We start from the raw sequence: 16612 nt of genomic DNA, 5'->3' as shown, positions 1-16612 counted from the left end.
GGTCGTCCCCGGCCCGTCAAAGACACCTTTGGGGGTAATCGCATGAACTTCTGGACCCGCCGCAAGGCGCTCGACGCGATCGTCTCGGTGGAGGCCGACCGACGGCTGAAGCCGACCCTGTCGTGGCCACACCTGCTGGCCCTGGGCATTGGCGCCATCATCGGCACGGGCATCTACACCCTGACCGGCATCGGCGCCGAGCGCGCCGGACCGGCGGTGATCCTGGCCTTCGCCGCCTGCGGCGTGCTGTGCGTGTTCGCCGCCCTGGCCTATGCCGAGGTGGCGACCCTGATCCCGGCCGCCGGCAGCGCCTATACCTATGCCTATGCGGTGCTGGGCGAGGGACTGGCCTGGGTCGTCGGCTGGAGCCTGGTCCTGGAATACGCCGTCACCTGCGCGGCCGTGGCCGTCGGCTGGTCGGGCTACATGGTCGGCTTGCTGCAGAGCCTGGGCGTCCATCTGCCGCCGCAGATCCTGGCCGGGCCGCACGCGGGCGGGATCATCAACCTGCCGGCCGTGCTGATCACCGTCGCCATCACCGCCTTGCTGGCCAAGGGGGCGCGCGAGAGCGCCACGCTCAACATCGGCCTGGTGGTGATCAAGATCGTCGCCCTGGCCGTGTTCATCGGCCTGACCGTCACGGTCATCAAGGCGCACAACTTCACGCCGTTCATGCCCTACGGCTTCGCCGCCCACACCGAGGGCGGCCATCCGCGCGGCGTGATGGCCGCCGCCGCCATCGTGTTCTTCGCCTTCTTCGGCTTCGACGCGGTCTCGACCTCGGCCGAGGAGGTCAAGAACCCCAAGCGCGACCTGACAATCGGCATCATCGGCTCGATGGTGATCTGCACGGCGATCTACATGCTGGTCGCCGCCTGCGCGGTCGGGGCCTGGCCCTATGCCGAGTTCGCGCGGTCGGGCGAGCCGCTGGCCTTCATCCTGCGCGGCCTGGGCCATCCGGCCGCCGCCTTCGGCATCGCCGCCGCCGCCATCATCGCCCTGCCCAGCGTCATCCTGGTGATGATGTTCGGCCAGACCCGGGTGTTCTTCGTCATGGCCCGCGACGGCCTGCTGCCGCGCGGCATGGGCCGGCTGCATCCCAAGAGCGGCGCGCCGGTCACCCTGACCCTGATCACCGGGGCGGTCGTGGCCCTGGTCGGCGGGTTCCTGCCGCTGGACCAGATCGCCGAACTGTCCAACGCCGGCACCCTGCTGGCCTTCATCTGCGTGGCGGTGTGCCTGATGGTGCTGAGGGTGAGCCGGCCGGACCTGCCGCGGCTGTTCCGCTGTCCGGCGGCCTGGGTCGTCGGCCCGCTGGCGGTGGTCGGCTGCCTCTATTTCATGGCCAGCCTGCCGTCGGCCACCTTGGTCCGGTTCGTGGCCTGGAACCTGGTCGGCCTGGTCGTCTACCTGGCCTACAGCCGTCGCTCCAGCCTGCTGGCGCGGGGCGCCGAAGCGTCTCCGGTGCGGGAAGCCAGCGTGATCGTCGACTGACGATCCGCGATCTGGCGCGAAACGAAACAGTCCGCGCCAGCTGACAGCGACGCGGGCGCGGGCCTATACGATCCCGATGGTGCTCGACGGCAGGACGGGATTCTAAGATGGCCGGCAACGCGATGATCCGCCGCGACCTTCTGCTCGGCGCCGCCGCCAGCCTGGCCGCCGGCCCGGCCTTGGCGGCCGCCAAGGCGGGCTGCGTCGTCTGGACCTTCGACCGGCTGGACCGCATCGGCGGCGAGGTCACTCATGTCGAGGGCGCGCCGACCGTGATCGACACGCCGCTGGGCAAGGCGGTGCTGTTCGACGGCGTCGACGACGCCCTGTTCTTCGACCGCCATCCCCTGGCCGGCGCGGCCACCTTCACCTTCGAGGCTCTTATCCGGCCGGACGGCGGCGCCTTCGCCCAGCGCTGGTTCCACCTGGCCTCCGACGAGCCGGTCCCCGCGCCCGCCACGCCGTCCAACACCCGGATGCTGTTCGAGCTACGGGTGGTCGGGGACCAATGGTACCTGGACGCCTTCGTCAACGGGCCGGGCTACAAGCAGACCCTGGTCGCTCCCGACAAGCTGTTCCCCGTCGGCCGCTGGCGTCACGTGGCCCAGACCTATGACGGCGAGACCTATCGCGCCTATGCCGACGGCCAGCTGCAGGGCGAGGCGAAGATCGCCTTCACCCCGCAAGGCCCCGGGCGGGCCTCGGTGGGCGTGCGGATGAACCGGGTCGACTACTTCAAGGGCGCGATCCGCCAGGCCCGCTTCACCCCAGTCGCGCTCAAGCCGGAGGCGTTCCTGAAGCTGCCGGCGGGGGCGTAGAGGTCGCGTTCAGAACCGGCCCGGCGCCGGCGTCTACTTCTGCTTGGCCGGCTTGGCGGTTTCAGCCGCCTTGACCGCCTCGTCCGCCGCCTTCTTCCAGGCGGCGTACTCTTCCAGATAGGGCTGGCGGCGCAGGATCTTGGAGGCCGGGTCGACGATCACCGGCACGGCGTCGCCCACCTTGATGCGGCCGGTGTTGTCGGTCATCGGCGCCGTGACGATCTTGTCGCCGACCTTGACCTCGACCGGCATCGGGAAGGCCTTGCCCGAGGGCGTCTTCCAGCTCAGCACCAGGTCGTCGCCATCGCGCGCTGTCCGCAGTTCCGGCAGCTTGGCCTGGTAGAAATAGGCGTCGAAGAACCACTGGTAGTCCTTCCCCGTCACGTCGTTGACGATCTTGATGAAGTCCCGGGTCGTGGCGTAGCGCGGTGCGAAGTTGCCGGGCTTGGGGTCGGGGCGGCCATAGACCAGGATGCGCACCGCCTTGAAGAAGGCCGCGTCGCCGATCGTGGCGCGCAGGGTGTGCATGACGTTCGAACCCTTGGCGTAGATGTCGTTCGCCGGCCCGCCCTCGGGCTTGTAGACCTGATCCTCGGTCATCACCTTGTCGGCGACGATCGGGAACTGGTTCTTGCTGCCCACCCGCTGGGCGTTCAGGCGGGTCATGTACTCCATGTCGCCGTGCAGCCATTGCGAGAACAGGGGTTGCATGTAGCTGCCCAGGCCCTCGTGGATCCACATGTCGTCCCAGTCGACATTGGTCACCTGGTTGCCGAACCACTCGTGCGACAGCTCGTGCTGGAACAGCCAGTCGTAGCCGTAGACGTCCTTTTTGTACTCGTTGCCGTAGGCGTTCATCGTCTGGTGTTCCATGCCCAGGTGCGGCGTCTCCACCACCCCCAGCTTTTCCGAGCGGAACGGGTAGGGGCCGATCATCTGTTCGAAGAAGTCCAGGGTGGTCGGGAACTCGGCGAACAGGGCCCTGGCCTTGGCCGGATCGTCGCTCTTCAGGTACCAGTATTCGATCGGGAAGCTGTCGCCGAACCGGCTCTTGTAGGTGTCCTCCAACTTCACATAGGGGCCGACATTGACGGCGATGGCGTAGGTGTCGGGCTGCTTCTGGCGCCAGTGGAAGGTGCGCCAGCCGTCCTTTTCCGTGACGCCCACCAGCACGCCGCCGGCCGGGGCCGACAGGGGGGCGGGGACGGTGACGTAGAAGTCGACCAGCAGCGGCTCGCCGGTCGGGAAGTCGATGCACGGCCAGAACAGGTCGCAGCCGTCGCCCTGCACGGCGCTGGCGATCCAGGGCTCTCCGGTCGGGGCGGTTTTCCAGACGAAGCCGCCGTCCCACGGCGCCTTCTCGGCCTCGTGCGGCTGGCCGGCGTAGCGGATCTGGACCACCGTCCTGGCCCCGGCGGCGATCGGGGCGGGCGGGGTGATGGTCAGGCGGCCCTCGGGATTGGTCCAGGCCGAGACCGGCAGGGTCTTGCCGTCGACGATCAGGGCGCTGACCGCGAAGTTCCTGTCGAAATCCAGAACGATGCGGGGCAGGGCGCTCTTGGCCGCCAGGGTCAGGGTGGCGTCGCCTTCGATCGCCTTGCGCTCGGGAAGGATCTTCAGCTTCAGGTCGACATGCTCGATCGTCACCGCCGCTTCCTCGGCCGGCATCTGGCCGCCGGTGCTCAGGGTCAGGGCCGTGGTCGGGGCCGGCTTGGCGGCGGGCGCGGCCTGAGCGGCGCCGGTCAGGGCCAGCAGCGAGACGGCGCACAGGGCCGCGGCCCGGCGGTGAAACTGGATAGGCAAAGCAAACTCCCCTCGCGACGCGAACTTTCGGCGACATGGGTAAGCGCGGCCACGCAGGTCGCCAAGCCGGAAGTTTCGGGGATGGTTCTTTCGGCGTTACAGCAAACGTTGATCAGATCTTTTCGCTGATCTTGATCGCCGCGCGGCAGCCGGCGCGGATCACCGCCGACAGCAGCGGATAGGCCGGCGCCTCCAGGGCCCCTTCGCCGACGGCGATGTCCTTGTGATGCAGCTCGTCGTCGCGGAACTGGCTGAGCTCGGCGGCCAGCGAGGGATCGCGCGCCTCCAGTTCGGCGATCTGGCCGGCATAGTGCTGCTCGATCACCGTCTCCACCGCCTCAGTGCAGGCGTGGGCGGCCTTGTCGCCCAGCAGGGCCGTGCCCGCGCCCAGGGCGAAGGCGGCGGCGCGCCAGACCGGCGACATCAGGGTGGGCCGCACCCGGCGCTCGCCCAGCAGGTCGTTGAAGCGGCTCAGGTGGACCTGCTCGTGGCCCTCCATTTCCTGCAGTTGGCCGGCGATCCGTTCTCGTCCGGGCGCGTTGCGCATCACCGCCTGCTGGCCGCGATAGATATGGACGGCCGCCAGCTCGCCGGCCTGGTCGACCCTAAGGATCTCGGCCAGGCGCGCCTTCTGGGCGCCGGCGCCCGGACGGGGAGGGACGGGCTGGCTCATTTCAAGCCGCCTTGGGCGCGGCCTGGGGGCGCAGGCAGGCGAAGAACGAGGCGGCGGCCAGGCCCAGGGAGATCAGGGCGTTCCAGCCGGCCATCGACAGGCCCAGGAAGATCCAGACGGCCTTGTCGCAGGACGGGGCGGCGATCTTGGCGCCCTTCAGCATGGCCACCAGATCGTCGGCCGAGGCCGCGCCGCCGGCCGCGCAGGCGGCGGGCCCGGGCCACCACTTCCACTCGGCGCCGGCATGATAGACCGCCAGGCCCGCGCCATAGAGGAAGCCCAGGCCGATCAGCAGGATCAGCGGCCGCCGCACCTTGTCGACCCAGGCGGTGCGGCTGAGGAGGATCGTCACCAGCGCCACCGCCCCGGTGACCCAGTAGGCTTCGCGCTGCTTCAGGCACAGCAGGCAGGGGGCCAGCTTGCCGAAGGTCTCGAAGGCGTGGGCGGCGCCCAGCATGGCGGCGCAGGCGATGAAGGCCAGCAGCGGCCAGTGGTCGGCGGCCCAGCCGATCGGCGAGCGATTGGGGGCCAGGGCGCCCGCCGCGCCGGCTTCGCTGGTGTGTTCGATCGTCATCCCGCGCACGCTCCACCGCCGCTTCCCCCCAAGAAGTGGCTCGCCGTGAGGCCGATGACAAGCAGGGCGATCAGGATGCCGGCGAACAGGGCCAGGCGCCGCTCGATCACCGGCATCATGGCCGGGCCGAACTTCTTGACCACGAAGGCCACCAGGAAGAAACGGGCGGCGCGGGTGACCACGCAGGCGGCGATGAAGATCGGGAAGCTGAACTGCAGCAGGCCCGAGGTGATGGTCACCAGCTTGAACGGGATGGGGGTGAAGCCCTTGGCGATGATCACCCACGAGCCCCACTGGCGGTACCAGCATTCCGCGTCGGCCAGGGCTGTCGGCTTGCCCAGCACCGCCAGCAGCTTCTGCGCCGCGTCGTGGAAGAAGAAGCCGATGCCGTAGCCCAGGATCCCGCCGAGAACCGACGCCAGGGTGCAGAGGGCGGCGTAGCGCCAGGCCTTGTCCGGCTTGGCCAGCACCATGGGCGCCAGCATCACGTCGGGCGGCACGGGGAAGAACGAGCTCTCGGCGAACGAGATGGCGAACAGGCTGGCCGGGGCGTGACGGGAGGCGGCCAGGCCCATGACCCAGTCGTAGAGGCGACGCAGCATGCGGACTCCGAAATGAGGACGGCCGTAGCTAGCAGGCGACCATGACGTTGTCGCGGCGCATGATGCGATCGCGTGCAATCCTATTGGAATTGCGGGCTTGGGTGGCTATCACGCGCGTTCGATGGCTTTGCCCGTCCAAATTTCGAAAGACGATCCCATGAGCGACACGCCTCCCGACCGCCTGGCCTCCAACCCCTCCAGTCCGCACTACGACGCCGAGATCCTCGAGCGCGGCGTGGGCATCGTGTTCAACGGCGTCGAGAAGACCAATGTCGACGAGTACTGCGTCAGCGAGGGCTGGATCCGCGTCACCGCCGGCAAGGCCGTCGACCGCAAGGGCAACCCGATGACCATCAAGCTGCAGGGCGAGGTCAAGCCCTACTTCCGCAACGACAACGCCGAAGGCTGAGCCCGATGGCCCCGCGCCGCCTGATCGACCTGCCCGGCTTCGCCGACCTGGAGACCCGGGCGCTGATGAAGCCGTCGTTCGCCGATCCGGAGGCGCGGGCCCAGTTCCCGGAGATCGACCAGCTGGCGCGCGACACCTTCGGCCTCACCGCCGACGAGGCCGCCCTGGTCGCCGATCCGCCGGGCTGGGACGGGATCGACGTGAAATCGATGCGCGAGCAGGCCGAGGCGTTCGAGCGGGAAGGCTGGGACGTCACCGACGACAAGCGTCGGCCGCTGCGGATCCTGGGCCATTTCAGCCATCCGCTGTGGTTGGCCCTGCGCGGCGTCGCCGGCCATCTGCCGTTCGAGCCCGAGCCGGAGGATTTCGATCCCGGGGCCTCGTCCCTGGCCGCCGAGGCGGCCAAGTTCCGGCGGGACAAGCGGTAGGTCCCGTGCGTCCTTCGAGGCCCGCCCTTCTTCAAGCCAAGAGGGGGCGGGCGCCTCAGGATGAGGAGCGTTTTGGCTGTAAAGTCCTCATCCTGAGGTGCGAGCCGTAGGCGAGCCTCGAAGGACGCACGGCGCCTAGCGCTTCTTCCCCAGCTCGGCGCCGATGTCCTTGATCGAATTGCCGACCTTGCGGTGGGCGGCGACCAGCTGGTCCTTGGTCACGCCCCAGCGCTTCATCCAGTATTCGACCTGATGGCGTTCGCGCGGATCCAGGCGATCCTCGTCGCGGAAGTCCCGCTTGCCCTTGGGAGCACCCATCGTCGCCTCCTACGTTCTCTTGCGGGCCTATCGCGCGCGGCGGACGTTGTCGAGGCGACGACTGACCTTGGAAAGACCCTGATGAGCGATCCCGACCTCGAAGCCATGGCCCAGGACGAGCTGGCGCGCGCCATGACCCTGACCTGGCGCGACCTGAACAAGGTGATTCCCTGGGGCGACACCTTCGAGGGCATCTCGCCGGCCGGGCGCAACGTGGAAGTGGAACGAAGTTATCTCTGGGCCGACCAGCCCGGCGGCGACATCCTGTGCGAGGTGGCCGTCTACGGCGGCCCCAGCCGCTACGACCAGGGCGGCCGGGCCCGCGGCGTGATTTCCCGCCGACTCGGATAACCTGGTCGCACGAAGCGCCGAAGGTTCTTGACCACAAGGACAATTCTCGCCAAGTCCGCATGGGAGCAGTGAAATTTTTTGACCTCTGGAGGCGGGGCGATTGTTGCGACGAACTTCGACGCCGCGAGACTTTCCGGCGGCGCCCCTTCGCTGGGCGTCCGGAGGCCTGGATGCACAACCACCGGGCGAAACGCCCGCTTTCCTGGCCTCAGGCTTGGCCGTGATTGAGCGGGGCCGACGGGCCGCGCCAGATCGAGCCTTGTCGACGCGAGCGACCGCCAGAGTCGCGGGCGTAAGGAGGACGAAAGGAAGGCCATGGCCGCGACGGTCTCACTCATGACTCAGATTCCCCCCGAAGGCGCCCCCGAGCACGTCTCGCTGGCCGATTATCTGCCCTACCAGCTGGTCGTCGCCGCCAATGCCGTGACGCGGCTGGTGTCCCGCGCCTACGAGGACCGGTTCGGCCTCAGCATCCCGCAGTGGCGGCTGATGTCGGTGCTGGCCGAGGGGCCGCTGACCCAGCAGGCCGCCGTCGTGCGCACCGCCATGGACAAGGTGCGCGTCAGCCGCGCCGCCCAGGACCTGGTCGAGCGCCGCCTGGCCGTGCGCCTGAGCAACCGCGTCGACCGCCGCTCGCACAGCCTGGAACTGACCGCCGCCGGCCGCCGCCTGTTCGCCGAGATCGTGCCCCTGGCCCGCGCCTACGAGGCGGCCCTGCTGGCCGGCCTGGCCCCCAGCGAAGTGGCGACCCTCAAGCGCCTGCTGGGCCAGCTGGAGTCGGCGGCGGGCACGCTCTACGGCGCCGACACCGCGCCGGGGGCTTAAGGCGTCTTCGCCTGGCAGGTTTGGCGAAAAGCGACGCTGGAACTTCCCGCGGGCGTTTGCTAGACAACCCCTCCTTCGCCGACCTTGCGTCGCCGCGAAGCGCGGGCGTGGTGAAACTGGTAGACGCGCCGGACTCAAAATCCGGTTCCGAAAGGAGTGTCGGTTCGACCCCGACCGCCCGCACCAACTGCAAATTCAGTGGCTTAGCACCGTGAAACTGCCCCATCGGGGCGGTTTTGTGCGTTCGCCAGCCTTGCGTTGATTTTGTTCAGTTTTCTCAGCTTTTGCCAAAATGACCACGAGCGCCGAGCGCACGGAGAGCGCACAAAAGTTCCGACTCTGTTCTGCGTCGAGCGCAACATCGCCTGAGGCGTCGCCGCCGCGAGGTTGATGCCTCGGGAGATCAGCAACTCGCGGGCCGGCGCGCCGGGATCGGCGTTGCCGATCGAGTAGACCGTCTCGATCGCCTGAAGGTCGGCCCATGCGAACTAGGTCGCACCTCTGGCGCCGGCAACGATCGTCCAAACGGATCAAAGAAACTTATCGCCTGACGCGGGCCTTTGCCTGAGGATTGATCTTCGGCGACCGAAGCTGGAGGCGGCGATGGCCGTCGAGCTTCGACCTCGACATGATCTGGTCGTCATGAACGTGCGAGATGATGTGTCGAGTTGCGTCCCAGGAACGGGCGCGGTTAAAATTCTCAATCTCATGTGCGAGCACCCAGCCCGAGGGAGCAGACGCCCCAGTGATGAACAGCATCCTTGTGGGCGACAGCGGGTAGCTAATCTGGACGAATGGGTCGGAAAAATTCAACGGGCGAGCGTCACCGGGTGGCCGAGGTGGTGTCGCAGCATGGACGGGCGAGTCCGAGGTAATAAAATGGCCGCCAATTGCCTGCCTGACCTCCCAATGCTTCTGCGCGATTAGTGGTGCGATTTGTTCGCTGAATTTGAGGATTTCCAATCCAACTTTAGCACTGATTGAAAGCTCATAGTTCCTTGATTGCGCAGAATAACGTTTTAGTTTTGCTATATCGATGTTCGGCAACGGATTTTTCTCAAGATCCGCGATGATTTCGGCGTATTTTTCATCGCCAGTCAGGATTCCGTCGACAGCGGATTTAATCTGTCTCCCAATCAACTCTGCCGCTGCGTTTATGCGTCGCGGCGTCCTATAGAATTGAGTAGCTAGAAAAAGCGAAAATGTTAAGCGTTCCTTCCCTAATGGCATTCTTCCTTGGAGAAGGTGTTCGTAGATGGGAGCAGCCTCCGATTCAATGTCAGTTAGCCAGTGATCGATATCATCATAATATGTTCCGTCCGCCCTCTTAAGAGAGTAGTAGTTTGTTTGCGATCCAACGTTTTCCACCGTAGAAGTGCGGAACTCTTCTTTTTCAATATCGTAAACCCATACCTTGCCACCGATTTCGTCGGACGTGAACTTTCTCAGGTGAAGGCGCGGCACGTAGTGTTGATTTTTTGTTCTTTGGTTGGACATTTTCTTCCTAGTTCTTATGCTATTTAGTGCGACCCAAGACGACGCTGCAATCGCCATTGAAAGTGTTTCGTCGCTTTCAACGGTAAGGTGGCATGTGGCTCGGCCTTCTTAATTTGGTAGTTCAAGCCGAGCTGCACCCCGCAGACTTGGCCGTAGATCTTGCGCAAGGTTGTGAAACAGTCGCCAAAGACCGGCCTCATCTGCGTCGGACTGAGCTTGGATCCTGGCCCGATCTGCCAGGAGGCGCGTGTGTCTATTGGCCAATGTAGTCGCCGCAAGCGTTACGGAGCCGCCTATCAACGACCCCAGCAGCGCAGCGACCAGTTCGGTTGATGACTACCACGGGGTAACAGTCGGGGATGCGTCGGGCAGCATAAGGATTGCGCCCACAATGTCAGGCCCGGTCATCGGCCATTGCTCCCGAAAGCGCCCCTCAAGGGCGGCCGGTTGTGCATTCTAGCTTAACAGTGACTCTGGCGAAGGCCTATCGGACTATGTTTAAACGGCATGAGCGGTCGGCGAAGCTGACCGACATCGCGCGCGCGCTGGCGGTCCGGGCGACTCCCATCCCCGCGCGAAATGCGCCGCGCTTCTCAGTGCTTGCTGAGCGTGTGGAAGAGCCGTGCCATAGGCGGCCAGCGATCGAGGAGGGGGAATGTCGGCAATTCAGAGCGATCTACGGCGGAGAGCAGAACGACTTTTGAGGGGGAGCCGTAGTTTCCACGACTTATCAACGATCTTTCTCAGCCAGAGAGATAAGCCGAACGCGCGAGTTTCGGTGACCGAAGTCGGCGATTTTATTGCTCACAGGGATCGGAGGGACCGGGGTGAGACCCATCGCTACGCCCGAGCTATGTTAATGTGTACGCGCGCCATCTCCGCTCTTCAGTCTGGAGATTCAGAGGGCCTATCGGTCGTCGATATCGCAGCTCAAGCCTCGTTAAGGCTCCATGATGAGCAGACGCTTCTAGACGAGGTAGGCGTCAACAAAGCTAATGCGGCCTCGATGTTAGGTCGGATGAGGTCGAAACGTTATGGGGTAAAGCAACAAGGCGGGCGTCGGGAGCTAAATCAGAAAGAGCAGAAACTTTTGTCGCTGCTTATCAAGGAGGCACCCGCGCGCCCGATTTTTACGCCTGAAAGACTTGTAGGAGATTTGGGCGTGATGTTGGTAGAAGGTGAAATAATTCGACCTCACCAACTTGAAGACTTTGTAGCCATTGAAGATTTGGTGTCGGCTTTCACCGTCTCAGTAATGCATGGGTCCGTGATCGGCTTTGATGACGGCGCAACTGTCGGCCTACATGGCCACAGCGAGGCCGGCATGCCCGTCTCAGTCTGGGCAGGAATCGAAGTTAAACCTCCCTATCCCAACACGCCTTTCCGGATCATGGTCCCTGCCTTTCTCACCCGCTTGGATTCCGCCGTGCACTGCTCACGAGCGCTGCAGGGTATTGGGGAATGGCGTGGGACTGTAGAGCTAAACTCGGCGGGGCTGCTTGACTATGTGAGTTGAGTGCTGGTGCGCAAAGGACGCGCAGCATAGCCAACTAACTGATTTTACGGGGTTCTGGAGCCGGACTAAAATCCGGTTCCGAAAGGAGTGTCGGTTCGACCCCGACCGCCCGCACCAACTCCTTTGAACTCAGGAACCCTTCCCGCCGCGTGGTCGCCACGTCGTGACCATCAGGGCCAGCGTCGCGGCGCCGAGGGCGGCCAGGGTGGCCCAGTCGAGGACGAGGGCGGCGGTCGACAGGGAGGCGTGCATCGGCCGTTTGGCCGCCGTCGCTATGGCTCGTGATCGCTTGCCCACGGTCGTTTCGCCTGTTCACGCCCCCTGGAGAAGCGTTCATCGGCCGCCGGCGGTTCCGCTGAAGCTCAGTGCGCCGGGTCGAAGTCGGCCTTTGCCGAGCGGACATAGGCCTCCCAGCTGGCCCGGTCGTGGAAGTCCAGGCCTTTGTCCCAGGCCGCGCCCATATAGTAGACGAACGGCTTGCCGGGCTCGACCTTGACCAGGACCAGGTAGTTGTCGGCGTCCTGGCGCACCTCGACCAGGGCCTTGGGATCGACCATCAGGGCGATGGCCATCGTGCCCTTCACCGGATCGGTCGGCTCCCAGTAGGACACCCGGCCCGCGCCGAGGTCCTTGGTGAACACCCCGCCCGCGCCGTCGTGGGCGGGCTTGCGCTTGCTGATCCCGATGCCGACCACCAGCGGGCCGGGCTTGTCGGAGCTGATCGTCGAGACCATCCGCGTGAAATTCGTGCCCAGCGGCAGGGTGAAGGTGCGGGTCTCCCAGACCTTGCGGTCCACGTCGACCGGCCAGGGCGCGTAGTCGACCTTGAACTGGGCGACGTCGCCGCCGGTCTGCAGGATCTGGTAGGACTTCCAGTTGCGCGAGGTCCACAGCTTGTTGTCCTGCCACACGCCCAGGCCGCCGGCCCCGCGGAACGTGTTGACGTCGTAGAAGTCCAGGCCCTCGCCGTGGAACGAGTGCTGGTCGCCGGTGCGCAGCTGGCGGTCCATGAACGGCCAGCGGACGTTCTTGCCCCAGGCGTCGATGCCGGAGGTCGACGGCGGTTCGGCCGCCTGCAGCGCCGGGCCGTAGATGCGGTGGGCGGTGCGGTCGTTCTCCCACAGGATGTCGCCGTAGCGATAGTCGGCATAGACCACGACGGCGCGCGGCTTCTGGCCCTCGGCGTCAGGTTTGGGCAGCGGCGCGACGATCGGCGGCATCGTCGGCGCGGCCTGGGCCGAGGCCGGCGGGGGCGCGGCCAGGACCGGGCCGAGAAGCGCGGCGGCCAGGGCGAGGGGAAGCAGGGGCTTGGTCATCGGGCGAGCTCGTGGCGATTGGAGAAAATGGGTCAGATCCGGGGGCGGCGGGCCAACTCGCGCCCGGACGGCAATTTGCCGCCGGGGGCGTGGCGGCCGTTGCCGATGGCCGTGGCGATCGCTCGGGCGATCTGCTGGTGGAGCTTCTGGGGATCGGTCGCGCCGGTGGTCATGTCGGGCATCCTAGCGGGGACGGGAGGCGGGGCGCCAGCGCCGCCGTCGGTCGTCCACGGACGGCCCGGCGCGGCCAGGGCGCCGACGGGCGGCCACTTTTTTGCGAGCGGGGCGTGCCGCGGGACGGATCGCCTGTGCTATTGCCGCGCTGATCCTGGCGAACTTGCGCCTGAACGAGTGCGACCCCGAATGTCCGACGCCGCCGACCTCGCCCCCGCCGACCCGACGACGCCGAAACCCGCGCCGCCGCGCGGCAAGCCGCCGATCTGGAAGCGGCGGCCCTGGCTGATCGGCGGGACGGCGGCCGTCTTGCTGGCCGTGGTCGCTGTCGTCGCCTCGCTGCTGTGGTCGCTGCCGCTGGGCCGGGCGCTGGAGCCCCTGGCCAACCCCACCCTGGTGATCGTGGCCGCCGACGGCTCGCCGATCGCCCGCCGCGGCTCGTACAAGGAAGCGCCGGTCGACGTCGCCAAGCTGCCGCCCTACGTCGCGGGAGCCTTCGTCGCCATCGAGGACCGGCGCTTCTACAGGCACATCGGCGTGGATCCGAAGGCCATCCTGCGGGCCATGGGCGCCAACGCCAAGGCCGGCGGGGTGTCGGAGGGCGGCTCGACCATCACCCAGCAGTTGGCCAAGAACGCCTTCCTGTCCAACAAGCGCACCTTCCGGCGCAAGATCCAGGAGGTGCTGATCGCCCTCTATCTGGACGCCCGCCTGTCCAAGGACGAGATCCTGTCGCGCTACCTGTCGTCGGTCTATTTCGGCGACGGCACCTTCGGCCTGGGCGCGGCGTCGCGGCACTATTTCGACAAGACGCCCCAGCAGCTGTCGATCGGCGAGGCGGCCATGCTGGCGGGCCTGGTCAAGGCGCCGTCCCGCTGGGCCCCGACCGAGAACTTCGACGGCGCCAGGACGCGGATGAAGACCGTGCTGGGCGCGATGGTCGACACCGGGGTGATCACCCAGGCCCAGGCCGACCGCGCGGCGACCCAGGTCCATGTCCAGACGGGCCGCCCCAAGCTGCCGGTCGGCTCCTATTTCGCCGACTGGGTGTTCCCCCAGGCCAAGGCGGTGTTCGAGAACACCTATGGCGAGACGGTGGTGCGCACCACGCTGGACCCCAAGCTGCAGGCCCAGGCCGAGAAGATCCTCGACCAGGCGATCGCTCGCGACGGCAAGGCGCTGAACGTCACCCAGGGCGCGATCGTGGCCATGCGCACCGACGGCCGGATCGTCGCCATGGTCGGCGGTCGCGACTACAAGGCCAGCCAGTTCAACCGCGCCGACGCCCAGCGCCCGCCGGGCTCGGCCTTCAAGCTGTTCGTCTATCTGGCGGCGATCCGCCAGGGCATGACCCCGACCAGCCCGATCCTCGACGCGCCGGTGCAGGTCAGCGGCTGGACGCCCAAGAACCACGAGGGCAAGTACGCCGGCCGCGAGGTGCCGCTGATCACCGCCTTCGCCGCTTCGTCCAACGTGGCGGCCGTGCGGCTGGCGCATGACATCGGCCGCGATGCGATCGTCCGCACCGCCCGCGACCTGGGCGTCACCGATCCGATCCCCAACGACCTGACCCTGGCCCTGGGCACCGGGCCGATGAGCCTGGTGCGGCTGACGGCCGCCTATGCGGCGATCGACGCCGGCGAGGCGCCGGTGATCCCGCACGGCCTGGCCGACTGGAAGAAGCCCGCCGGCGTCCATCCGCTGACCAAGGCCGAACTGGCCAGCATGCGCGACCTGCTGCGCTCGGCCACCCAGCGCGGCACGGGCGTCGAGGCGGCGATCCCCGGCGCGTTCGGCAAGACCGGCACCAGCCAGGATTATCGCGACGCCCTGTTCGTCGGTTATGTCGGCGACCTGGTGATCGGCGTCTGGGTCGGCAACGACGACAACAGGCCCATGAACGGCGTGGTCGGCGGCGGCCTGCCGGCCAAGATCTGGAAGAGCGTGGCCACCTATGCGGTCAATCGCGACGCGCCCAGGGCCGCCGAACCCGAGGACGACGACGCGGTCTCGGCCGCCGAGGACCCGACGCTGCTCAATCCCGACGGGACGCCGGTCGACGGCTCGGTCCCCGAAGGCGGCGAGGTTCCGCTGGCGGAGGGATCGGTTCCGCCCGCGCCAGATGCGCCGGCGGCGCCGCCCGCTCCGGTGATCAGCGCTCCACCGGCGCCGGCGGCGCCGGCGTCCGAACGACAGCCGGGCTAGTCGGCCGGCGGCGGTGCGCCGCCGCCGCTCATCGCCTTGTTGGTCAGCCAGATGCAGGGGATCAGCAGCACCGTCAGCCAGGCCGAGGCGCGGAAGAAGTCCAGCGTGGCCAGCAGATAGGCCTGGTTGACCACCTGGCTGGTCGCCGCGCCCACCGCCTGGGCGTGGCTGAGACCCACGGCCTGCATGCGCTCGATCGCCGCCAGCCAGGCCGGGTCGTTGGAGCCCATGGTTTCGGCCAGCCGGGTCTGGTGCAAGGACTCGCTGCGATCCCAGACCGTGGTGGTCAGGGAGGCGGCGAAGCTGCCGGCGGTGATCCGCGAGAAGTTCGACAGGCCCGAAGCCGACGGCAGCTGGTGGGGCGGCACGCCGTTCAGCGAGATGGTGACCATCGAGATGAAGAAGGTGCTCATCGCCACCCCCTGGACCAGCATCGGCCAGACCAGCGATCTGAAATCGACATCGGGCGTGAAGCCGGAGCGCATGTAGAACGACAGGGCGAAGGCCAGCATCGACAGGGTGGCGGTCCAGCGGGCGTCGACCTTCTGCATGATGCGGGCGGCGAACGGGGTGAGAATCACGGCGACCACGCCGCTGGGGGCGGCCACCAGCCCGGCCCAGGTGGCGATGTAGCCCATGCGGGTCTGTAGCCACAGCGGCTGCAGCAGATTGCTGCCGAAGAACACCGCATAGCCCAGGCACAGGGCCACTGTGCCCAGGGCGAAGTTACGCGACTTGAACAGTGACAGGTCGACGATCGGGTGCTTTTCGCCCAGCTCCCAGATGACCCAGGCGATGAAGCCGATGATCGCCACCAAGGTTTCCACCACGATGGCCGGCGAGTTGAACCAGTCGGCCTCCTTGCCGGTGTCCAGCATCACCTGCAGCGCGCCGACCCAGATCAGCAGCAGCATGAAGCCGGCGGTGTCGATCGGGACCTTGCGGGTGGGTGTCTCGCGGCTGGCCAGCGGCCGCCAGCAGAGGAAGGCGCAGATCAGGCCGATGGGCACGTTGATCAGGAAGATCCATGGCCAGGCGATGTTGTCGGAGATGTAGCCCCCCAGGATCGGGCCGCAGATCGGCGCCACCAGGGTGGTCATCGACCAGATGGCCAGGGCCGTGCCCCGCTTGTTGGGCGGGAAGATCATGATCAGCAGGGCTTGCGAGCCGGGGATCATCGGGCCCGAGACCAGGCCCTGCAGGATGCGGAAGACGATCAGCGACGGCAGGTTCCACGACACGCCGCACAGGAACGAGGCGATGGTGAACATCAGGACCGAGGCCACGAAGGTCTTGACCACGCCGTAGCGGCCCATCAGCCAGCCGGTCAGGGGCACCGACACGCCGTTGGCCACGGCGAACGAGGTGATCACCCAGGTGCCCTGGCTGGTGCTGACGCCCAGATTGCCGGCGATGGTCGGGATCGAGACGTTGGCGATGGTGCTGTCCAGCACCTGCATGAAGGTGCCCAGCGCCAGGGCGATGGCGGTCACGCCCAGCGTCACGCCGGTCAGCGACGCGGGTCCCGCCGTCGGGGGCGGGGCCGACGCGGCGGCGGGGGAGGAGTCCTGGTCGGCCATGCGACGCTTCCTTGCAGGGCTTGAGCGCG

The 16612-nt window shown here is 66.9% G+C and carries 18 protein-coding genes and 1 tRNA gene; 9 read left to right on the top strand and 10 right to left on the bottom strand.

Features of this window, described 5'->3' with window-relative positions; all coding sequences use genetic code 11:
* Window positions 1-42 precede the first annotated feature (42 nt).
* Together EV278_RS13475 and EV278_RS13470 are read left to right on the top strand one after the other, a co-directional pair.
* Window positions 43-1494 (top strand): amino acid permease, encoded by a 1452-nt coding sequence (locus EV278_RS13475; RefSeq protein WP_132092069.1) that lies wholly within the window; start codon window positions 43-45, stop codon window positions 1492-1494.
* A 107-nt stretch (window positions 1495-1601) separates the two neighbouring features.
* The gene (locus tag EV278_RS13470; RefSeq protein ID WP_243692190.1) at window positions 1602-2312 is read left to right on the top strand and encodes a LamG domain-containing protein; all 711 of its coding nucleotides are present in this window, start codon (window positions 1602-1604) and stop codon (window positions 2310-2312) included.
* Window positions 2313-2345: 33 nt separating this feature from the next.
* Here the strand turns inward: EV278_RS13470 and EV278_RS13465 are convergent, their stop codons facing one another.
* From EV278_RS13465 to EV278_RS13450, 4 genes are all read right to left on the bottom strand, one after another.
* Complete coding sequence (locus EV278_RS13465) at window positions 2346-4115, bottom strand: M1 family metallopeptidase (RefSeq protein ID WP_132092066.1); 1770 nt, start codon at window positions 4113-4115, stop codon at window positions 2346-2348.
* A gap of 112 nt (window positions 4116-4227) precedes the next feature.
* Window positions 4228-4788 (bottom strand): demethoxyubiquinone hydroxylase family protein, encoded by a 561-nt coding sequence (locus EV278_RS13460; RefSeq protein WP_132092063.1) that lies wholly within the window; start codon window positions 4786-4788, stop codon window positions 4228-4230.
* A 1-nt stretch (window position 4789) separates the two neighbouring features.
* The gene (locus tag EV278_RS13455; RefSeq protein WP_132092060.1) at window positions 4790-5362 is read right to left on the bottom strand and encodes a disulfide bond formation protein B; all 573 of its coding nucleotides are present in this window, start codon (window positions 5360-5362) and stop codon (window positions 4790-4792) included.
* Entirely contained in the window at window positions 5359-5964 is a 606-nt protein-coding gene (locus EV278_RS13450; protein ID WP_132092057.1) for a YqaA family protein, read from the bottom strand. Before EV278_RS13450 ends, EV278_RS13455 begins: the two co-directional genes overlap by 4 nt.
* A gap of 157 nt (window positions 5965-6121) precedes the next feature.
* Between EV278_RS13450 and EV278_RS13445 the strand changes: the two genes are divergently transcribed.
* Entirely contained in the window at window positions 6122-6373 is a 252-nt protein-coding gene (locus EV278_RS13445) for a DUF3297 family protein (protein ID WP_018112969.1), read from the top strand.
* 5 nt (window positions 6374-6378) lie between these two features.
* Window positions 6379-6801 carry a hypothetical protein gene (locus EV278_RS13440; RefSeq protein ID WP_132092054.1) on the top strand — a complete coding sequence of 141 codons (423 nt, stop codon included), beginning with the start codon at window positions 6379-6381 and terminating at the stop codon, window positions 6799-6801.
* 135 nt (window positions 6802-6936) lie between these two features.
* Here the strand turns inward: EV278_RS13440 and EV278_RS13435 are convergent, their stop codons facing one another.
* Window positions 6937-7119, bottom strand: a complete 183-nt coding sequence (locus EV278_RS13435; RefSeq protein WP_018112967.1) for a DUF3606 domain-containing protein — start codon at window positions 7117-7119, stop codon at window positions 6937-6939.
* A 105-nt stretch (window positions 7120-7224) separates the two neighbouring features.
* On the opposite strand from EV278_RS13435, the gene EV278_RS13430 reads away from it, so the two are divergent.
* From EV278_RS13430 to EV278_RS13415, 3 genes are all read left to right on the top strand, one after another.
* Window positions 7225-7470, top strand: coding sequence for a hypothetical protein (locus EV278_RS13430; RefSeq protein ID WP_132092146.1), 246 nt, complete (start codon window positions 7225-7227; stop codon window positions 7468-7470).
* A gap of 315 nt (window positions 7471-7785) precedes the next feature.
* Window positions 7786-8295 (top strand): MarR family winged helix-turn-helix transcriptional regulator, encoded by a 510-nt coding sequence (locus tag EV278_RS13420; protein ID WP_132092047.1) that lies wholly within the window; start codon window positions 7786-7788, stop codon window positions 8293-8295.
* A 101-nt stretch (window positions 8296-8396) separates the two neighbouring features.
* A tRNA-Leu gene (locus EV278_RS13415) sits at window positions 8397-8481 on the top strand.
* Between the two features lie 354 nt (window positions 8482-8835).
* Here EV278_RS13415 and EV278_RS13410 read toward each other — a convergent pair.
* Window positions 8836-9792: a DUF4238 domain-containing protein gene (locus EV278_RS13410; protein WP_165916636.1), complete on the bottom strand. Its 957-nt coding sequence runs from the start codon at window positions 9790-9792 to the stop codon at window positions 8836-8838.
* 778 nt (window positions 9793-10570) lie between these two features.
* Between EV278_RS13410 and EV278_RS13405 the strand changes: the two genes are divergently transcribed.
* Window positions 10571-11308, top strand: coding sequence for a hypothetical protein (locus EV278_RS13405; RefSeq protein ID WP_132092041.1), 738 nt, complete (start codon window positions 10571-10573; stop codon window positions 11306-11308).
* Window positions 11309-11437: 129 nt separating this feature from the next.
* Here the strand turns inward: EV278_RS13405 and EV278_RS24635 are convergent, their stop codons facing one another.
* From EV278_RS24635 to EV278_RS13395, 3 genes are all read right to left on the bottom strand, one after another.
* Window positions 11438-11560, bottom strand: a complete 123-nt coding sequence (locus EV278_RS24635) for a hypothetical protein (protein ID WP_279389376.1) — start codon at window positions 11558-11560, stop codon at window positions 11438-11440.
* Window positions 11561-11670: 110 nt separating this feature from the next.
* A complete protein-coding gene (locus EV278_RS13400) occupies window positions 11671-12624 on the bottom strand; it encodes a DUF4861 family protein (RefSeq protein ID WP_132092038.1) in 954 nt (317 codons plus the stop codon).
* Window positions 12625-12656: 32 nt separating this feature from the next.
* On the bottom strand, window positions 12657-12797 hold the full coding sequence (locus EV278_RS13395) for a GntR family transcriptional regulator (RefSeq protein ID WP_243692189.1): 141 nt from the start codon (window positions 12795-12797) through the stop codon (window positions 12657-12659).
* 190 nt (window positions 12798-12987) lie between these two features.
* Between EV278_RS13395 and EV278_RS13390 the strand changes: the two genes are divergently transcribed.
* On the top strand, window positions 12988-15003 hold the full coding sequence (locus EV278_RS13390; RefSeq protein WP_243692188.1) for a transglycosylase domain-containing protein: 2016 nt from the start codon (window positions 12988-12990) through the stop codon (window positions 15001-15003).
* Here the strand turns inward: EV278_RS13390 and EV278_RS13385 are convergent.
* Window positions 15000-16583 (bottom strand): DHA2 family efflux MFS transporter permease subunit, encoded by a 1584-nt coding sequence (locus tag EV278_RS13385; RefSeq protein ID WP_132092032.1) that lies wholly within the window; start codon window positions 16581-16583, stop codon window positions 15000-15002. The genes EV278_RS13390 and EV278_RS13385 overlap by 4 nt on opposite strands.
* Between the last annotated feature and the right edge of the window lie 29 nt (window positions 16584-16612).

It is taken from the genome of Caulobacter sp. BK020 (assembly GCF_004342605.1).
Classification (GTDB): Bacteria; Pseudomonadota; Alphaproteobacteria; order Caulobacterales; family Caulobacteraceae; genus Caulobacter.
Note: the sequence above shows the minus strand (reverse complement) of the source record. Positions and strands in the feature narration are given on the sequence as shown.